Genomic DNA, 17,011 nt, shown 5'->3' on the forward strand with positions numbered 1-17,011 from the left:
TCACGGGCGGGCCGCTCAGGCCGGCAGCAGTTCGGCGATCGCGCTCACGGTCCTGGCCCGGAACACCAGGTGCGGCGGGACACGGGTCCCGGTCTCACGGGACAGGCGCATCGCGACGCGTACGGCCGACAGGGAGTTGCCGCCGATCCGGAAGAAGCTGTCGTGGCGCCCGACCTCGTCCAGGCCGAGGACCTCCCGCACCACGTCGGCCACCAGGCGTTCCCGGCCGGCCAGGACGGCGTCGTCGCGGTCCTCACCAGGTCCGGCGACGGCGGCCGGGGCGGGCAGGGCGCGGCGGTCGGCCTTGCCGTTGGGGTTCAGGGGCAGCGCGTCCAGGATGTCGAGGGTGGCGGGGACCATGTACTCCGGGAGCAGTCCGGACAGGTACTGGAGAAGGGCGTCGGGACCGGCCGATCCGGAGCCGTCGGGACCGGCCGCACCGGAGCCATCGGGACCGGCCGCACCGGAGCCATCGGGACCGGCCGCACCGGAGCCATCGGGACCGGCCGTTCCGGAGCCGTCGGGGACGGTCGTGACGTAGGCGGCGAGCCGTCGGTCTCCGGGAGCGGGCTCGTACACGGTGACGACGGCCTCCCGTACGTCCGGGTGCCGGGTGAGGAGGTCCTCGATCTCTCCGGGCTCGACCCGGAACCCCCTGATCTTGATCTGGTCGTCGGCGCGGCCGGTGATCTCCAGCGTGCCGTCGGCGGTGCGGCGCCCGAGGTCTCCGGTCCGGTAGAGCCGCCGCCCGTACCCGCCGGGGTCGGCGACGAAGCGGGTGGCGGTGAGGCCGGGGCGGCCCAGGTAGCCGAGGGCCAGGCCCTGGCCGGCCGTGTAGAGCTCGCCGGTGACACCGGGTTCGACGGGCCGCAGCGCTTCGTCGAGGACGAGGACGTCCTTGCCGTACAGCGGCCGGCCGATGGGGATGGAGGTGGTGGTGACGTCCCGCGGTACGACGGTGTGGCAGGTGGTGAGGCCGAGGCTCTCGACCGGGCCGTAGCCGTTGGCGACGCGCAGGCCGGGGAACATCTCCAGCGCCTTGGCGACATGGGTGACCGAGGCCCGCTCCCCGGCGGTGAAGGCGGTGCCCAGGCCGGCGAACGTGTCCGGGAACTCCTCCAGGAGGAAGTTGAACAGGCTTGCGGAGAGCTGGAGTTGGGTGACTCCGTGACGGCGGGTCAGGTCGGCGATGGTCTCCGGGTCGGGCCGCTGCCCGGTGTGCAGGACGCAGGTGCCGCCGAACATCAGGGCGCCGTAGAGCTCCAGGGCGAAGGCGTCCCAGGACACCGGGGAGCACTGGAGCCAGACCTCGTCCGGGCCGAACCGGGCATAGTCCTGGCCCGCGTAGGTGCCGGTCAGGGCGCGGTGCGGCACGGCGACGCCCTTGGGACGGCCGGTCGAGCCGGAGGTGAACATGACGCAGGCCAGGTCCTCGCCGGTGACGGGCAGCCCGAGGTCGTGCCCCGGTTCTCGGGTCAGTTCACCGGCGGCGGCGTCCAGGTCGAGGTGCGGGCCCTGCCAGTCGAAGGGTATCCGCCGGCCCCGGTGGGTGATCAGATGTCCGGCACCGCTGTCGGCGACCGCCCCGGCGAGCCGCTCGGCCGGGAAGCCGGGGTCCAGCAGGGTGTATCCGGCGCCGGTCTTCAGCGCCGCCAGCAGGGCCACGACGAGGTCGGGGCCGCGCTCGACGAGCACCGCGACGACCGTTCCGCGCCCGGCGCCCCGGGCTGCCAGGTGGTGGGCGAGCCGGTTGGCCCGCGCGTTCAGCTGCCCGTAGCTGAGCTCCTCGTCGCCGGCGATCAGCGCGGTGGCGTCCGGGGTCCGGGCCGCGGCGGCCTCGAACAGGGTGTGCGCGGGGGCGGCGACGGCCGCTGCCAGCGTGCCCAGCCAGCTGTCGCAGAGCTCCGCCATGGTCCGCGCGTCGAACAGGTCGCTGTCGTACTCGAACCGGCCCGTGAAACCGGTGCCGAGGTCGTCCACGGAGACCGACAGGTCGAACCGGGAGACCCCGTGCATGTGCAGTTCGCGGCTGACGGTGATGCCGTCGACCTCCAGCGGCCGGTCATCCAGCGGATGGAGTTCGAGCAGGACCTGGCAGAGCGGGTTGCGGTCCCGCGGCGGGTCGGTGACGGTCCGGTCGACGATCGCGTCGAAGGAGGCGTCCTGGTTGCGGTAGGCGCCCACCGCCACGTCCCGGACGTGGCGTACGAGGTCACGGAACGGCAGGCCGGAGTCGACCCGCAGGCGGAGCGGCAGCAGGTTGACGAAGTAGCCGATCATGCCGGCCGCTCCGGCCCGGCCGCGTACGTTCACCGGTGATCCGATGACCATGTCCCGCTCCCCCGAACGCCGGTGCAGGGTGGTCGCCAGCGCGGCCAGCAGCACCATGTAGGGGGTGGCGTCCTCCTCGCGGGCCAGCTCGCGCACCGCTCGCGCGACCGGCTCCGGCATCGCGAAGCCGTGGTGGGCACCGCGGAACGCCTGGAGTTCGGGACGGGGGTGGTCGGCGGGCAGCGCGGCGGCCCGCGGGGCGTCCGCCAACTGCTCCGCCCAGTAGGCGAGCTGGGCGTCGGTGGCGGCGGCCACGGTGTCGTCGTACTGCCAGGCGCTGTAGTCGGCGTACTGCGCGCCGGGCTCGGCCAGCCGGTGCGGACGGCCGGCCCGCAACGCCTCGTAGATCTCCTTGAGTTCGGCTTCCAGGACCGGCAGTGAGCCCTCGTCCCACACGATGTGGTGCAGGACCAGGACGAGGACGGTCCCGCCGTCCGGGGCGCGCAGGGCGTGGGCGCGCAGCAGCGGTCCGGTCTCCAGGTCGAAGGGTTCGGCGGCGGTCGCCGCGATCAGCTCGGCGGTCCGCCCGGTGGGCGCCTCGGTGACGGTGAAGGGCACGGTGACGCTCGCCCGTACGACCTGACGGGGGCCGGTGTCACCGAGGACGAAGCAGGTGCGCAGGCTCTCGTGCCGGGCCACCACGGTCTCCAGGGCCCGGTGCAGCAGGCCGAGGTCGGGCGCCGCGTCGAAGCGGAAGACCCAGGGCACGTTGTAGGTGGCCGAGCCCGGGTTCCACTGGTCGAGGAACCACAGGCCGCGCTGGTACGCGGACAGGGGTGCCTCGGTGCGCCCCGAGCGGGTCAGGGGCGGGAGCCGGTCGCCCTCGGGGGCGGTGGCGACGGCGGCGAACTCCGCGAGCGTGGGCGCCTCGAAGATGGCGTACGGGGAGACCACGCCGAAGACGTCCGCGACGCGCCCGACGACCCGTACCGCGGTGAGCGAGTCGCCGCCGAGGTGGAAGAAGTTGTCGTGGGCGCCGACGTCGGGCACGCCGAGGACGTCGGACCAGACCCCGGCGAGCAGCCGCTCGGCCTCGGTGCTCGGGGCGACGTACCCGTCCCGCACCGGCCCGTTCCCGGCGTCCGGGCCCGGCAGGGCCGCCCGGTCGATCTTGCCGCCCGCGGTGAGCGGGAAGGCGTCCAGGACGGTGAGGCTGCCCGGGATCATGTGCTCGGGCAGCCGGTCCGCCAGGAACGCGCGGACCTCGCGGTACTCCGGGGGTGTCGCCCCGCTGGTGGTGGCGTGGGCGGCGAGCCGGCCCTCGTGCGCGGTCACCACGCAGGCGGCTACCGACGGGTGCGCGGCCAGCGCCTGTTCGACCTCGCCGGGCTCGACCCGGAAGCCTCGGATCTTCACCTGGTGGTCGGTGCGCCCGACGAACTCCAGCGCACCGGAGACCCGCCGCACCAGGTCGCCCGTGCGGTACATGCGGGCACCCGGTACGCCCGAGAACGGGTCGGCCACGAAGCGTTCCGCTGTCGCCGCTGGGCGTCCCCAGTAGCCGGACGCCAACAGCGGCCCACCGACGTGGAGTTCACCGGCGGTACCGTCAGGCACCGGGCGCAGGGCGTCGTCCAGTACGTACAGGGCGCGGTCGCCGAGGGCCTCGCCGATGGGGACGCCGTGCTCGCCGTCCGCCGGGCCGGCCGGCGCGTGGACCTCCTGGACGGTGGCGGTGACCGTGGTCTCCGTCGGCCCGTAGGCGTTCAGCAGCGGGACGCCGGTGAGTCCGGTCCAGGCGGCGGCCGTCTCCGGGTACAGCCGGTCGCTGCCGGAGATCATCAGCCGCAGTGACCCGGGGACGCGGGCGCCCGCCTTCAGGGCGGCGACGACCTCCTGGAAGTAGCCCGCGGACAGGTTGGCGACCGTGACGTCCTCGGCCGCCAGCAGGTCGAGCAGTTCACCGGCCGCCAGCAGTCCGCGTTCCGGTACGACCAGGCAGGCGCCGGTCGTCAGGGCCGTCAGGACCTGTTCGACCGCCACGTCGACGGAGGGCCGCGCCAGGTGCAGGACGACGTCCTGGTGGGTGATGCCGAACCGGGTGACGGCGGCCTGGATGTGCTCCGCCAGCACGGACGCCTCGACGTGCACGCCCTTCGGGCGGCCGGTGGTGCCCGAGGTGTGGACGAGATAACCCGAGCCGCCGGACGGGCCGGGCCCAGGGGTGCCTGACGGGCCTGGCACCGGGGCGGCGGCGGTGAGTTCACCGTGCGTCAGGAAGGCCGTCGCCCCGGCGTCCCGGACGATGAACTCGGCGCGTTCCGGCGGAGTGTCGGCGTCGACCGGCAGGTGGATCCCGCCGGCCCGCAGCACGGCCAGCAGTCCGAGGACGTGGTCGAGGCGGTCCCGGCCGGTGACGGCGACGACCTGGCCCGGCGCGATGCCCGCCGCCAGGGCGCCGGTCAGCGCGTCGAGTTCGGCGTAGCTGAGGGTCCGGCCCGCGGCGCGCACGGCGGGCCGGTCGGAATGGCGGCTGACGGCCGCCGCGAATGCGAAGGGAATACCGCGTGAGGACATGGGTTCACCCCGATGATGGAAAAGCCCACGGAACGGGCGACGCGGGAAACGCTAGGTCCCGCTCACCCGGTGGACGGGCAGATGGAGAGGAAGAAGGACGGCAATATCGAAGGACCGGTCAATCGCCTTCCGGGGACCAGACGTCCTGCTGGTCCAGCGCGTCCGGGGAGTACTTTCCCAATGCGCTGACGAGCAGCCGCATTTCCAGGGCGAGGCATTCCGCGAAACGGATCAGTCCCTGTTCCGGGTCCTCCGCGACGGCCAGCAGCGCGGCCCGGCCCAGACCGACCGCCCGCGCGCCCAGCGCCAGGCTCTTGACGGCGCGGGCGCCCTCCCACATCCGGCCCGACACGAGCAGACACGGCGGCGGGTCGGCGGCCAGGCGGCGCAGGCAGGCGGCGAGCGGCAGTCCGACCCGGCCGGCGAACGCGACGGGAGCCCAGCCGGTGCCGCCTTCCGCGCCGTCCACCGTCACCGCGTCCGCGCCGGCGGCCACGGCCACCCGCGCCGCCTCGGCGACATCGCGGCCGGGGTGGAGCTTGACCCAGACCCGGGCCCGGGGGAAGTTGTTGCGCATCAGCCGGATCTGCTGGCGCAGGATCTCCGCCGTGAACGTGCCGGGGCTGCTGGAGCGCAGCACGTGCCGCCCGCCGAGGGCGGCCGCGTCGAGGCCGTAGCGGTCGCCGAACCGGGCCGCGGCCGCCGTGTCGAGGACGGTCATCCCGCCGAGCCCGGGCTTGGCGCCCTGCCCGGTCTTGAGCTCGAAGGCGAGCCGTCCGGAGTCCAGCAGGGGCCGGGCGGCGGGATCGCTGTAGACGAGGTTCCAGACCTCGGCGTCGGCGTCCTCGGTGCTCTGCTGCACGGCCAGCCCACCCAGTCCGTCCGGCAGTTCACCGGCGTAGGCGCGCAGCCGGCCGAGCAGCGTGGTCGGAAGACCACCGCCCGGCCCCTGGCGGACGTCAGGGGCATCGGGGGTCCCGGGCGTCTCCGGGCCCTCCAGGCGGCCGTAGCCGTGCACCGGGACGACGTTCTCCCCGATGACCATGGGCAGTCCGAGCCGGGCGGCCTGGCGGCTGAGGGCGAGGCCCAGGTCGCCGCCGGCGGCGCTGGTGGAGCCCAGCGCAGACACGTACACGGGCAGTGCGGCGGTGAAGCCGCCGATGCCGGTGGTGAGTTCGACGTCGTCGTACATCGGCTCGCGGCCCAGCTCGATGAGCTTCTTCAGCCGGTCCGCCATGAAGACCGGCGGGACGAGACGCATCCGGTCCAGACCGTCCTCGGGGCCGGCGGCCGGGGCGGCGCCGAAGAGCACGCGTCCGTAGTCCTCGGCGGCGGGGAACGCGGCCGCCGCTCCCGACCGGGCCCGGCGGCGGACCTCGTCCTCGGGGAAGGCGGGGGCGGCGGGGCCGCGGCTCACGGCGAGACCACCCCGGGCAGCTTGGGGAAGGCGCTGGCCTGCCACACCGCGTCCCGTCCGGCCACGTAGCGGGTCAGACGTTCGACGCCGATGCCGAAGCCCGCGCTGGCGGGGACGCCCTCGCGCACCAGGTCCAGGTACCAGCGGTACTTCTGCGGGTTCTCGCCGGTCTCCCGCATCCGGGTGACGATCTGCGCGTAGTCGTTGGTCCGCTCGCTGCCGCTGCACAGCTCGCCGTAGCCCTCGGGGGCGATGAGGTCGAAGTTGCGCAGCACTCCGGGCTCGGTGCGGGACTCGCGGTCGTAGAAGCCGCGGGACCCCTTCGGGTAGTCGGTGACGAAGAACGGGCGGCCGGCCTTCGCCGACAGCAGTGCCTCGCCCGCCCAGTCGATCTCGGCGTCCGGGTTCTGGTCGTGGCCCACCGTCCGCAGTTCGGCGACCGCCTCGGCGTGCGTGCGCCGGCCGAACGACCCCCGCAGCAGTTCGGTGAAGGCGTCCGTGTCCCGGCCGAGGAGTTCGAAGTCGGCGGGCAACGCGTCGCGGGTGGTGCGCACCATGTGGACGACGAGCTCCTCGACGAGCCCGGTGATCCGGTCGCGGTCCGCGCCGGCCATCTCGACGTCCAGCTGGTGGAACTCCGCGAGGTGCCGGTCCGTGTCGGCGGTCTCCAGCGGTTCGAGACGGACGTTGGGAGCGATGCAGAAGATCTTGTCGAAGGCCAGCAGGGAGGCCTGCTTGTAGAGGATGGCGCTGGTCATGAGCTTGTAGCGGTGGCCGTAGAAGTCGATGTCGACCTGCTTGGAGCCGCGGCTGCCGGGGTCGGTGACCGGTCCGACGACCGGCGGCAGGAGCTCGGTGAACCCGGCCGCCGTCAGGTACTCACGGGCCGCCGCGATGAGCCGGTTCTGGATGCGCAGGGTGCTGCGGGTGGCCGGGGACGTGAGGTGCGTCCGCGGTTCGGGCGGGGACGGCGGGGCGGCGGGCGTGTCGTGGTTCATGTCTGGTGTTCCCCTCTGTCGGTCGTCTGGGTGATGCGCGGGTCGCGCGGGTGCCGGGCGGACTCCGTCCGGGCGCGCCGGTCGAAGGTCCGCTGTACGTACGACAGGGCGGCCATCAGTCCGTCCGAGCCGAGGATCGGAGGGCTGCCCCGTTCGGGGCGGGCGGGCAGCGGCATGGCGCCGGCGGCGGACCAGTAGAGGCGGCCGTCGGCGTCCAGACCGCTGCGGGTGCGGCCCGCGTTGTCGGGGTGGAGGCAGAACGGCACGTCCAGGTAGCCGCGGGCGAAGGCCGTCACCAGGGCGCGGCCGATGTCCGGGTCGAGGTCGAGGACGGCGTCGATCAGGGCGCTCGCCTCCGCGTGGATGCCGGTGTCCGGGGCCTCGGCGGCCGGGGACCCGGCGGTTGGGGACCCGGCAGGCAGGGCCTCGACAGGCCGGGACCCGACGGGCGGCGGTGCGGACGCCCGCGCCGAACTCGCCCTGCTCGCCGCGCCGGCCGCGCTCGCCGCCGTCTCCAGGGCCGTCACGTTCTCCGCGACGGTGGGGATCCGGTGCGCCTCCGCCGTGGTCTTCACGATCAGCCGGGCCGCCCCGGTGCGGACGGCTAGCCGGGCCGCCTCCCGCAGCAGCAGTCGTGCGCCGCCGGGAGTGAGCGGGTACATCCCCATGTGCGCGTAGACGACGATGTGCCATTGGACGTCGGGCAGCAGTGCGGCGGCGAGCCGGGACAGCGCGATGACCGACTCCTCGTCCTGGCGGGCGTTGGCCTGTTGCGCGTAGCTGAGGGAGACGCTGCGCAGACCGTGCTGCCGGAAGAAGAGGGCTTCCAGCACGCTGAGCGCGATCAGCAGGCCGGGCGGGCAGAGCTGGCCCATCATGCAGCCGCCGAACGTCTCCAGATGCGGTCGTGCGCCGGTCCGCTGGGCCTCGGCCAGCAGTGCGCAGCCGCGTTCCCAGGCGGCCACCGCCACGTTGAGCGGGACCCGGCTGTAGGGCAGGCAGTACGAGACGGGGCCGCCCTCGGTGGCGTCCAGTCCGGCGGCCAGCAGCGCGGCGACGATCTCCTCGGGGCGGGCGGACCCGTGCCGGACCTGCACCGGGAAACCGTCGTCGGCGATGCCGCGCAGCACCTGCCGGGTCACGGCCGGCTGGTGGACGGTGATGGGGTAACCGTTGAGCGCCAGCCCGCGGGCGACGGCGCGCCGGGCCGCCGCGGTGTCGCCGGTCCTCGTGTAGCTGTCCACGGTGATGGTGCCGACCGTGCTGGCCGCGGCACCGCGGGTGGCCCGCAGGCCGGCCCGCATCCGGTCGGGGCGGCTCATCCCCATCCGGGGTTGCACCACCAGGCTGCCCCGGGCGTGCGCGCGGGCCACGTGGTCCCCGAACGGCACTGTCGGGGAGGCGGGTTCGGCGGTCATACCGGTACCGCCGCCGACAACGCGCGGACGAAGGAGCGCAGTTCGTCGGCCGACGCGTGTTCCTCGAAGACCTCGTCGAAGCCGGCCGCCCGCAGGGTCCGCGCGACCGATCCGTCGTCCGTGCCCGTGATGCCGAGCTTTCCGCCGATCACCACCCGGGTGCGCAGCAGTTCGGGACAGGCCCGCAGGCCGGGGATGACCCGCTGGGCGTCGATGAACCCGTGTCCGTTGACGCTGCTGAGGACGATCAGGTCGGGAGCCAGCCGCCGGCACTCCGCCACGAGTTCGGTGTCGGGGACGCAGGCGCCCAGGTTGGTGACACGGTGGCCGAGTTCCTCAAGCAGCAGTTGCAGGAAGACCAGGTTCCATGTGTGCGCGTCCGACGCCATGGTCGAGACGACGACATCCAGGCCGACGCGCTCGGCCTTGCCCAGTTCCACGAAGATTCCTCGTTGGTTCAGTAGGGATGGGGAGGTGGGGGGGATCCGGGGCGGTCAGGGGTCAGGAGACCAGCGCGGCCGGGTACGGCGTCCGGGGCAGCGGCACCCGCCCGGGGGCGTCGTTCGGTTCGCGGCACACGGTGCGGACGAGGTTCAGTACGGCGAAACGCGCCGTGTCCTGCCGGCCGGTCAGGCGGAGCAGACCGCGGACGAGCAGTCCGTGCACGGTCTGGTGGCAGTGGGGTGCGCTGTGGCCGCTCACCGCCGCGGCCTCCTCCAGTGACCAGTCGGGTGCCGCGTCCGACAGCAGTCGTACGAGGGCCAGTTGGTCGGCGGTCAGCGAGCGCAGGGCCTCGTCCAGGGCCTCGCGCACGTCCCCCCGTTCGCAGTGCGTCACCGGCGGGGCGGCCAGGCCGAACGGGGAGGCGGCCAGCCGTCGCGTCAACCGGTCCGGGGATTCGAGCAGCGTCCAGCCGGCCGCGTACTCCAGTGCCCGGGGCAGCCCGTCCAGGTAGGCGCAGAGCCCGGCGATGGCCAGCGTGTCGGCCGGTTCCAGGGTGAGGCCGGGGCGCAGCCGTCGCATGTGGGCCAGCATGAGCCGGACGGCCGGCACCTCCGCCAGGTCCCGCGGTGCCGTGTCGGGGCCGGGGGTGGCCAACGGCGCGAGCGGCACCACCTGTTCGCCGTCCAGGCCGAGCGGGGCGCGGGAGGTGATCAGCACCCGCAGGCCGGGGAGGCGGTGGAACAGCCCCTCCAGCAGGGCCGGGTCCAGGCTGCCGTCGGCACCGTCGAGCACCAGCAGGGCGGGCCGGTCCGCGGCGCCCTCCAGGTCGGCACCGTCGGCGAGCGCGGCCAGGGTGCCGCGCTCGCCGCAGGGCACCCAGTGCACCGGCCAGCGTTCCGAGCGGTGCGTGTGCCAGGCGGCCGCCAGGGCCAGCCGGGTCTTGCCCACCCCGCCCAGGCCGACGACCGACACCAGCCGGTCGCCCTCCCCGGTCAGACAGTGCGTGAGCGTCGCCGTCTCCTGTTCGCGCCCGACGATCGCGGTGCGCGGGGCGGGCGGGGCCGCGGGCTCCGCGGCCGGGGGCCGCCGGGACGCCGCCGCCTCGAAGGCGGTGCGCGTACGGCCGGTCAGCCGCAGCGCGTCGGCCACCAGTCGTACGGTCTCGTGCCGGGGCCGCCGCACCCGGCCGGCCTCCAGGTCCCGTACCGCACGCACGCTCAGCGTCGCGTGATCGGCCAGGCACTGCTGGGTCATTCCGGCGCGTTCACGCTGGTCTCTGAGCAGTTCGCCGAAGCCGGACACCGGCTGACCACCATCCATGCCGATTTCCCTTCACATCACCACACCGACGTTCCGGCCGAGTCCGGGTGCCGGTCTCCGCCTGGCACCGATGGTGGTGGCGACGGATATACGGGGGATCGCCGGCCGTCGACGGGGGTGCGGGCGCCGTGGTGATCGGGCCTCCATCCTGTGTAGATCGGCCCTCGGCAGTCTCGAAGCAGAACGAGGCACACGGCCTCACCGGGCACTTCCCGGCACCCGAGACCCAGCCCCTGGGTCCGATCCCGAAGGCGGACGGCACCTGATGAAGCGATTCCCGAAGTCACCGGTTGCGCGTAAGGCAGCGGTCCTGTTCGCCACCCTGGGGTGCGCCGCCGCGCTGACCGTGACGGTGTCGGTGAGCACGCACACGGAAGGCCCGAAGCCGGACCACTCCACGACCGTACTGGCCGGTGGCGGCGACCCGGACGAGTGGAACAGCACAGGCTGACCCGAGACGTCCCGCCCGCGACAGCGCGGCCCACGAACGTACGGCCCAGCCGAACCCCGGCTGGGCCGTTCTTTCTTTCAACGCCTGTTCCGTGTGCGGGAGTTCAGTGTCTCACGGGGTGCCGGTGCCGTCCGGCAGGCGGGCCGCCAGGTGTTCTGCCTCGGCGGCGTCGGGAAGGCCGAGGCGGGTGAAGACGGCGTGCGCCTGGTGCGCCCGGGCCAGTGCCGCCGGGTGGTCGCCGAGGTCGGCCAGGGCCCGGCCCAGGACCAGCAGGGCGTTGCCCTTCTCCCGTTCGGCGCCGAGTTCCTCGCACAGGGTCAGCGCCGTCTCCCCCTCCGACAGGGCGAGGTCCGGCTTGCCCATCACCCGCCAGGTGGCCGCGAGCCGGGACCGGGCCTGGGCCTCCCGGCCCCGGATCCCGAAGCCCGTGCAGGTGTCCAGGCACCGGGTGTAGCTGGTGACGGCGTCGGTGTGGCGCTCCAGTTCGTGCAGTGCCATGCCGTGGACGTACCAGGCGTACGAGGTGCCGTGCGGGTCCCCCACCTCGCGCAGTTCGGCCAGCACCTCCTCGCAGATGAGCACCGCCTCCCCGGCTCGGCCGCTGCGCAGCCGTGCCTGGGCGGCGTTCAGCCGGGTCACCAACTCCCCCGAGCGGTGGCCCAGTTCCCGGGCCAGTTCGATCGCGCGGTCGTAGGAGTCCACCGCGTCGGCGTACCGGTGCTGGAACTGGGCTATCAGGCCGCGGTCGTTGAGGATCTGCCGCAGGATGACGGTGTCCTCGGCCCGCCGGCAGGCGTCGGTGGCCAGCCGGGTCTGCGACTCGGCCTCGGCGAGCTGGGTGTTCTGTAGCGCGGCGTTGCCGCACACGAACCGGGCGCGGCCCTCGGCCTGGTCGTCGCCCCGCACGGCGGCGGCCTCGGCCACCACCCGGGCCGCCATGGCCAGCTGCGCGTAGGGGATGTCCCGGCCGAACGGGGTGAGCGCGACCAGCAGATCGGTGGCCGTGCGCAGCATGGGGGTGGCGCCGCCGAGCGCGAGCCGGGCGGCCGCGGTCACCGCGTTCGTGGTGCAGTCGAACTCCGAGGTCACCCAGGCGCGTGCGTCGGCGAGTGTGGCGAAGCGGTGCCCGGGGGTGGTGCCGCCGCCGAGGATGGCGCCGACCGGATCGCCGGGCACCATGCACTGGAAGGCCGAACAGGCCCCGTCCAGCAGGTGGTCGAGGAGCCGTCCCAGGGCGGCGGTGCCTTCCGCGCCCGCCGGCTCTCCGGCGCGGTGTGCGGCCGCGGGGCTCGTCAGCTGGAGCGCGAAGGACCGCAGCAGGTCGTGGTAGCGGTACCGGCCGGGCTGCGGTGCCTCCAGCATGGCCGCGTCGACGACCGACTCCAGGAGTTCCTCGGCCTCGTACTCGTCGAGTTCGAGGACCACCGCGGCGGCCTCCAGGCCGATGCCGGGCCGGGCCAGCGGGGCGAGCAGCCGGAACGCCCTGGCCTGGTCGTCCGTGAGCTGGTGATAGCCGAGTTCGAAGGCCGCGGCCACCCCCAGGTCCCCGGCGCGCAGTTCGCCGATGCGCAGCCGTTCGTCGGCGAGACGGGCGGTCATGGCCTCGATCCGCCAGCGGGGGCGGGCGGCGAGGCGTGACGCGACGATCCGCACGGCCAGCGGCAGGTGTCCGCACAGGCCGACCAGTTCGGCGGCGGCCTCCGGTTCCTCCGCGACGCGCTGCGCACCGGCGATCGAGCGGAGCAGGGAGAGTGCCTCGTCGGTGTCGAAGACGTCCAGGTCGGTCTGGAGGATGGTGGGCAGGCCGCTCAGCCTGCCCCGGCTGGTGATGATCACTCCGCAGTCGGCGGAGCCGGGCAGCAGCGGCCGGACCTGGGCGGGATCGCGGGCGTTGTCCAGCATGAGCAGGATGCGACGGCCGTCGAGGGTCGTACGGAAGAGGCGGGCGCGGTCCTCGGTGGCGGCCGGGAGGCTGTGTCCGGGGGTGCCGAGCGCGGTGAGGAAGCTGCCCAGGACGGCTGCCGGGTCGGCCGGTTCCAGTCCGTTGCCGTGCAGGTCGGCGTAGAGCTGGCCGCCGGGGAAGTCGGGTTTGGCCCGGTGCGCGCCGCGCAGGGCGAGGGTGCTCTTGCCGATACCGCCCATGCCGCTGATGGAGACGACGGGCAGGGCGACCCGGGCGGGGTCGGTGAGCGCGTCGCACAGCGCCTCGACCTCGGTGCTGCGCCCGGTGAAGTCGGCCGCGTCGGCGGGTAACTGGGCCGGCCGCAGGGGCAGTGCGGGTGCGGGTGCCTCGGCCGGTCCGGCTGCCTCGTCCGGTTCCGTCTCGGCGTCGGCGTCGGACGGGGCGGCCTGGGAGGTCCGGCCCGCCTGGGTGGCCCGGTCGGTCCGGGTGCCCCGGTCGGTCCGGAGGGCCCCTTCGGTCTGGAGGGTCCGTTCGGTCAGGGGAGCTCGGGTCGCCTGGGAGGCTCGGGGCGCCCGGGCGACCGGGTTGGTCCGCCGGGCGGAGTCCGGGCCGCTGTCGTCCGCCGCCGGCCCCATGAGCTGCGGGTCGCCCGCGAGGATACGGGCGTGCAGGCCGGTCAGTTCCGGGCCCGGGTCGATGCCCAGTTCCTCGGCCAGTACCTGACGCGCCCTGCCGAACACCGCCAGCGCCTCGGCCTGGCGTCCGACCGCGTAGAGCGCGCGCATCAGGAAACCGTAGGGTCTCTCCTGCATCGGATGCTCGTGCGTGAAGGCGATCAGGTCCGGGATGACCAGCCCGTGCTGCCCCTCCCGGAGGCGGTGCTCGAAACGCTCCTCCAGCAGGGTGAGCCGCAGGGCGCCGAGCCGGGAGCGCTGCTGTTCGGCGAACGGACCCGGCACACCGGTCAGGGGTTCACCGCGCCACAGGGCGAGCGCCTCGTTCAGCAGGCCGCCGCACTCGGCCTCGCGGCCCGCGTCCCGGGCCCGGACGGCCTCGGCGGCGAGTGCCTCGGCGCGCACGGCGTCCACCGACTCCGGCGGGACCGCCAGTTGGTATCCGTCACGCAGGGACACCAGGAGTTTGGGTGCGGCCCGGTCCTCCTCCATGACCTGCCGCAGTCTCCACGCGTAGGTGCGCAGCGTGGACAGGGCGGAGTCCGGCGGCTCCTCGCCCCAGACCGCGCTGATCAGCTCGTGGGCGGAGGCCGCCCGGCCGGATCTGAGCAACAGGGCGGCGAGCAGCGCCTGTTGCTGCGGGGACCTGGTGGGGAGGACCGCCCCGTTCCGGAGCACCTGCACGGCCCCGAGCACGACGAACCGGATGCCCTCGGCCATTCCCCTCCCCTGACCCCCAGCCTCCCCGCCGGGCGCATCCCGATGCTCGACCAGGCTTCACGCACCTGCAAGCCGCCTGACCGATTATCGAGATCTTTTGACCGAAAATAGCACTGATCCGCCGGGTCTTGTGCCGGTGAACCGGTGATTCCGCAGGCCAGGATCGTCCCCGGCCGTGCGGGACGGGCTGTTCCGAGACGCGGAGCGCGTCTCGGAACAGCCCGTCGGGGTGACGGGTCCTGGCGAGGTCAGGGCACGAGCCGCCACTGCTCGATGTAGCCGACGTCGATCGCGGCACGGTCCTGGACCCGGAGCTTCCAGGTGCCGTTCAGGGTCTGCGCGGAGGCGTCGACGGTGAACGTCTGGTCGACGTTGTCCGCGGAGCCGCCGCTGCGGTTGAGGAGGGAGTAGGCGGTGCCGTCGGGGCCGACGAGGTCGACGGTCAGGTCACCGCGGTAGGTGTGGATGATCTTGACGTAGACCTGGGTGGTGGCGGAGGCGTTCCCGGTCCGGCCGGTCACGGTGACCGGCGACTCCACGGCGGCGCCGTTGTCGGGGATGTCGACCCGGGTGGCGTTGGCGTAGACGTAGGCGATCCGCCAGGAGAACCGCTGGGTCGCGGAGGCGCCCGTGTCGTCGGTGACCGTGACGGTGACGTCGCTGGTCCCGAGGGTGGTGGGGGTGCCGGATATCAGTCCGGTGTCGCTGATGGTCAGTCCGTCCGGCAGTCCGGTCGCGGTGTACGTGAGGCCGGCGCCGGAGTTGGTGGTGTAGGCGTCCGCCTGGAGGGACACCGCCTGCCCGACGCCGCTGATCTGGTCCGCGATCGGTGCCACGTTCACGCCGAGCGCGATCCGGCTGCCCACGTTGATGGCCGCCCAGGCATCGGCCACGGCGAGGTAGGAGGGGCTGTAGGCGCCGAAGAGGTCGGCCGCGGCCCGGAGGGTGGCGGTACGGGCGCCGGCGTAGTCCGTGCTCGACGTCATGTAGGTGGTGAGCGCCCGGTACCAGACGCGCTGGGCGTTCTCGATGCCGATGCCGGTCACCGGCTGACCGTCGTAGGTGGGGCTGTCGTACGACACCCCGTTGACGGTCTTGGCTCCGCTGCCCTCGGAGAGGAGGTAGAAGAAGTGGTTGGCGGGGCCCGACGAGTAGTGGACGTCGAGGCCGCCGAGCGACGAGCTCCAGGAGTCCTTGGACGCGCCGTCCTTGGAGGGCTTGTCCATGTAACGCAGCGGAGTGCCGTCGCCGTTGATGTCGATCTTCTCGCCGACCAGGTAGTCCGGGACGTCGGCCGGCAGGTTCTCGTAGAACTCGACGGCCGCGGCGAAGATGTCGGAGGTCGCCTCGTTCAGACCGCCCGACTCGCCGGAGTAGGTGAGTCCGGCGGTGGCCGCGGTGACGCCGTGGCTCATCTCGTGCGCGGCGACGTCGAGCGCGGTCAGGGGGTGGGTGTTGCCGGAACCGTCCCCGTAGGTCATGCAGAAGCAGGTGTCCGACCAGAAGGCGTTGACGTAGTTGTTGCCGTAGTGGGCCCGGCTGTAGGCGGCGACGCCGTCGTTGCGGATGCCGTTGCGCCCGAAGACGTTCTTGTAGAAGTCCCAGGTGGCCGCCGCGCCGAAGGCGACGTCGACGCCCGCGGTCTGCCGGTTGGCGGGGGTGCCGTCGCCCCAGACATCGTTGTCGTCGGTGAAGAGCGTGCCGGTGCCGGAGGTGCCCTGGTTCAGGTCGTAGGTGCGGTGTCCGGCGCGGTCGCCGTCGACGAGCTGGTACGTCGAGCCGGAGAGCGTGGTGCCGAGGGGCACGGTCCCGTTGAACTGTCCGGTGCCGGTGCCGGTCTCGATCCCCTGGTAGCGGAAGAGCTGCTTGCCGGAGACCGCGTCGGTGATCACATGGAGTTCGTCGGGGGTGCCGTCGTCCTGGAGTCCTCCGACCACGGACTCCCAGGCCAGGGCGGGTTTGCCGGAGGCGGCCCAGACGACGAGACGGGGACTGGCGTCGAGCGTGCCGTGCACGGCGCCCGCCTTCGCGGCGGCGGTGAGGGCGCGGGCCTCGGCCGTGGCCGCGGAGACCTTGGCCTTGACGGACGGGACCGCGAGGTCCGCCTCGGCGGCCCGGGAGACGGTCAGTCGGCCGGCGCTGTCGTGGACGACCAGGTCGCCGCCGAGGACGGGCAGTCCGGCGTACGTGCGCTCGTAGCGGGTGTGCGTCGTGCCGTCGGCGTCCCGGCTGACGTCCTTGACGACGAGCTTCTCGTCGGCTCCCAGGCCGAGCGTCTTCGCGGTGGCGGGAGCCTGGGCCGTGGCGCTCTTCAGCAGGGCCGTGCGCCGGGCGGGTGAGAGCGGGGCGGGGGCCGCGCCGGCCCTCGGGGTGGCGTGGATCCTGGCGGGGGCGGGTTCACCGGCCGCGGCCAGGGCGGTGCCTTGCTGGAGTCCGGCCGCGAGCAAGGTGGTTGCCGCGGTCAGCGCCAGGGTGACGCTGTGTCTGACACGACGGTGGTGACGGTCCTGCCGGGACATGGCGTTCTCCTTCTGTGGGGTGGTCGGACTCGGTGGAGCCCGGGAGAGCGGAGCGGCTGGGTCGAGCCGTCCGGCGCCGTGCGGGTGAAGGGAAGGGGGGAACAGGGGGCACGGGGGGGAACAGGGGGCACGGGGTGGAGCCGGGCGGGGCGCGGTGCGACGGAGTGACGTCTGCTCGGCCGCGCCCTGACGAGGTGCCGGGAAGTACCGCGAGGCACCGGGAAGTGGGGGCAGAAGATGTGGATGTCGCGTGAGGCTGCTGTGCGTTCGCGGTGAACGCCCGCAGAGCAGACTGACAC

The 17,011-nt window shown here is 73.6% G+C and carries 9 protein-coding genes; 1 reads left to right on the forward strand and 8 read right to left on the reverse strand.

Translation table 11 applies throughout. From position 1 onward, the window contains the following. Positions 1–15: 15 nt before the first annotated feature. The 6 genes from AAW13_RS29795 to AAW13_RS29820 all read right to left on the reverse strand — a co-directional run bounded on the left by AAW13_RS29795 (position 16) and on the right by AAW13_RS29820 (position 10,445). Positions 16–4,848, reverse strand: a complete 4,833-nt coding sequence (locus AAW13_RS29795; protein WP_046727044.1) for a non-ribosomal peptide synthetase — start codon at positions 4,846–4,848, stop codon at positions 16–18. A 118-nt stretch (positions 4,849–4,966) separates the two neighbouring features. Next, the gene (locus AAW13_RS29800) at positions 4,967–6,265 is read right to left on the reverse strand and encodes a glutamate synthase-related protein (protein WP_046727045.1); all 1,299 of its coding nucleotides are present in this window, start codon (positions 6,263–6,265) and stop codon (positions 4,967–4,969) included. Beyond that, positions 6,262–7,263 (reverse strand): asparagine synthetase A, encoded by a 1,002-nt coding sequence (locus tag AAW13_RS29805; protein WP_046727046.1) that lies wholly within the window; start codon positions 7,261–7,263, stop codon positions 6,262–6,264. The genes AAW13_RS29800 and AAW13_RS29805 overlap by 4 nt, the downstream gene beginning before the upstream one ends. Next, on the reverse strand, positions 7,260–8,681 hold the full coding sequence (locus AAW13_RS29810) for a methylaspartate mutase (RefSeq protein ID WP_063777038.1): 1,422 nt from the start codon (positions 8,679–8,681) through the stop codon (positions 7,260–7,262). Before AAW13_RS29810 ends, AAW13_RS29805 begins: the two co-directional genes overlap by 4 nt. Further along, positions 8,678–9,121: a cobalamin B12-binding domain-containing protein gene (locus AAW13_RS29815; RefSeq protein ID WP_276207608.1), complete on the reverse strand. Its 444-nt coding sequence runs from the start codon at positions 9,119–9,121 to the stop codon at positions 8,678–8,680. Before AAW13_RS29815 ends, AAW13_RS29810 begins: the two co-directional genes overlap by 4 nt. Positions 9,122–9,182: 61 nt before the next feature. Further along, positions 9,183–10,445, reverse strand: coding sequence for a helix-turn-helix domain-containing protein (locus AAW13_RS29820; protein WP_046727048.1), 1,263 nt, complete (start codon positions 10,443–10,445; stop codon positions 9,183–9,185). Between the two features lie 265 nt (positions 10,446–10,710). Here AAW13_RS29820 and AAW13_RS29825 point away from each other — a divergent pair, with 265 nt between their 5' ends. Beyond that, positions 10,711–10,896, forward strand: coding sequence for a hypothetical protein (locus AAW13_RS29825; RefSeq protein ID WP_046727049.1), 186 nt, complete (start codon positions 10,711–10,713; stop codon positions 10,894–10,896). A 111-nt stretch (positions 10,897–11,007) separates the two neighbouring features. Here AAW13_RS29825 and AAW13_RS29830 read toward each other — a convergent pair whose 3' ends face one another. Next, the gene (locus AAW13_RS29830; RefSeq protein WP_046727050.1) at positions 11,008–14,193 is read right to left on the reverse strand and encodes an AfsR/SARP family transcriptional regulator; all 3,186 of its coding nucleotides are present in this window, start codon (positions 14,191–14,193) and stop codon (positions 11,008–11,010) included. A 248-nt stretch (positions 14,194–14,441) separates the two neighbouring features. After that, entirely contained in the window at positions 14,442–16,712 is a 2,271-nt protein-coding gene (locus tag AAW13_RS29835) for a M4 family metallopeptidase (RefSeq protein WP_046727051.1), read from the reverse strand. Between the last annotated feature and the right edge of the window lie 299 nt (positions 16,713–17,011).

Origin of the sequence: Streptomyces humi (assembly GCF_001005085.2) — a bacterium.
GTDB lineage: Bacteria > Actinomycetota > Actinomycetes > Streptomycetales > Streptomycetaceae > Streptomyces > Streptomyces humi.

Excerpts from the sequence above, each read along its gene's own strand:
- AAW13_RS29795 (WP_046727044.1), bottom strand. The coding sequence starts at position 4,848 with ATGTCCTCACGCGGTATTCCCTTCGCATTCGCGGCGGCCGTCAGCCGC.
- AAW13_RS29805 (WP_046727046.1), bottom strand. The coding sequence starts at position 7,263 with ATGAACCACGACACGCCCGCCGCCCCGCCGTCCCCGCCCGAACCGCGG.
- AAW13_RS29835 (WP_046727051.1), bottom strand. The coding sequence starts at position 16,712 with ATGTCCCGGCAGGACCGTCACCACCGTCGTGTCAGACACAGCGTCACC.
- AAW13_RS29825 (WP_046727049.1), top strand. The coding sequence starts at position 10,711 with ATGAAGCGATTCCCGAAGTCACCGGTTGCGCGTAAGGCAGCGGTCCTG.
- AAW13_RS29820 (WP_046727048.1), bottom strand. The coding sequence starts at position 10,445 with ATGGATGGTGGTCAGCCGGTGTCCGGCTTCGGCGAACTGCTCAGAGAC.
- AAW13_RS29830 (WP_046727050.1), bottom strand. The coding sequence starts at position 14,193 with ATGGCCGAGGGCATCCGGTTCGTCGTGCTCGGGGCCGTGCAGGTGCTC.
- AAW13_RS29810 (WP_063777038.1), bottom strand. The coding sequence starts at position 8,681 with ATGACCGCCGAACCCGCCTCCCCGACAGTGCCGTTCGGGGACCACGTG.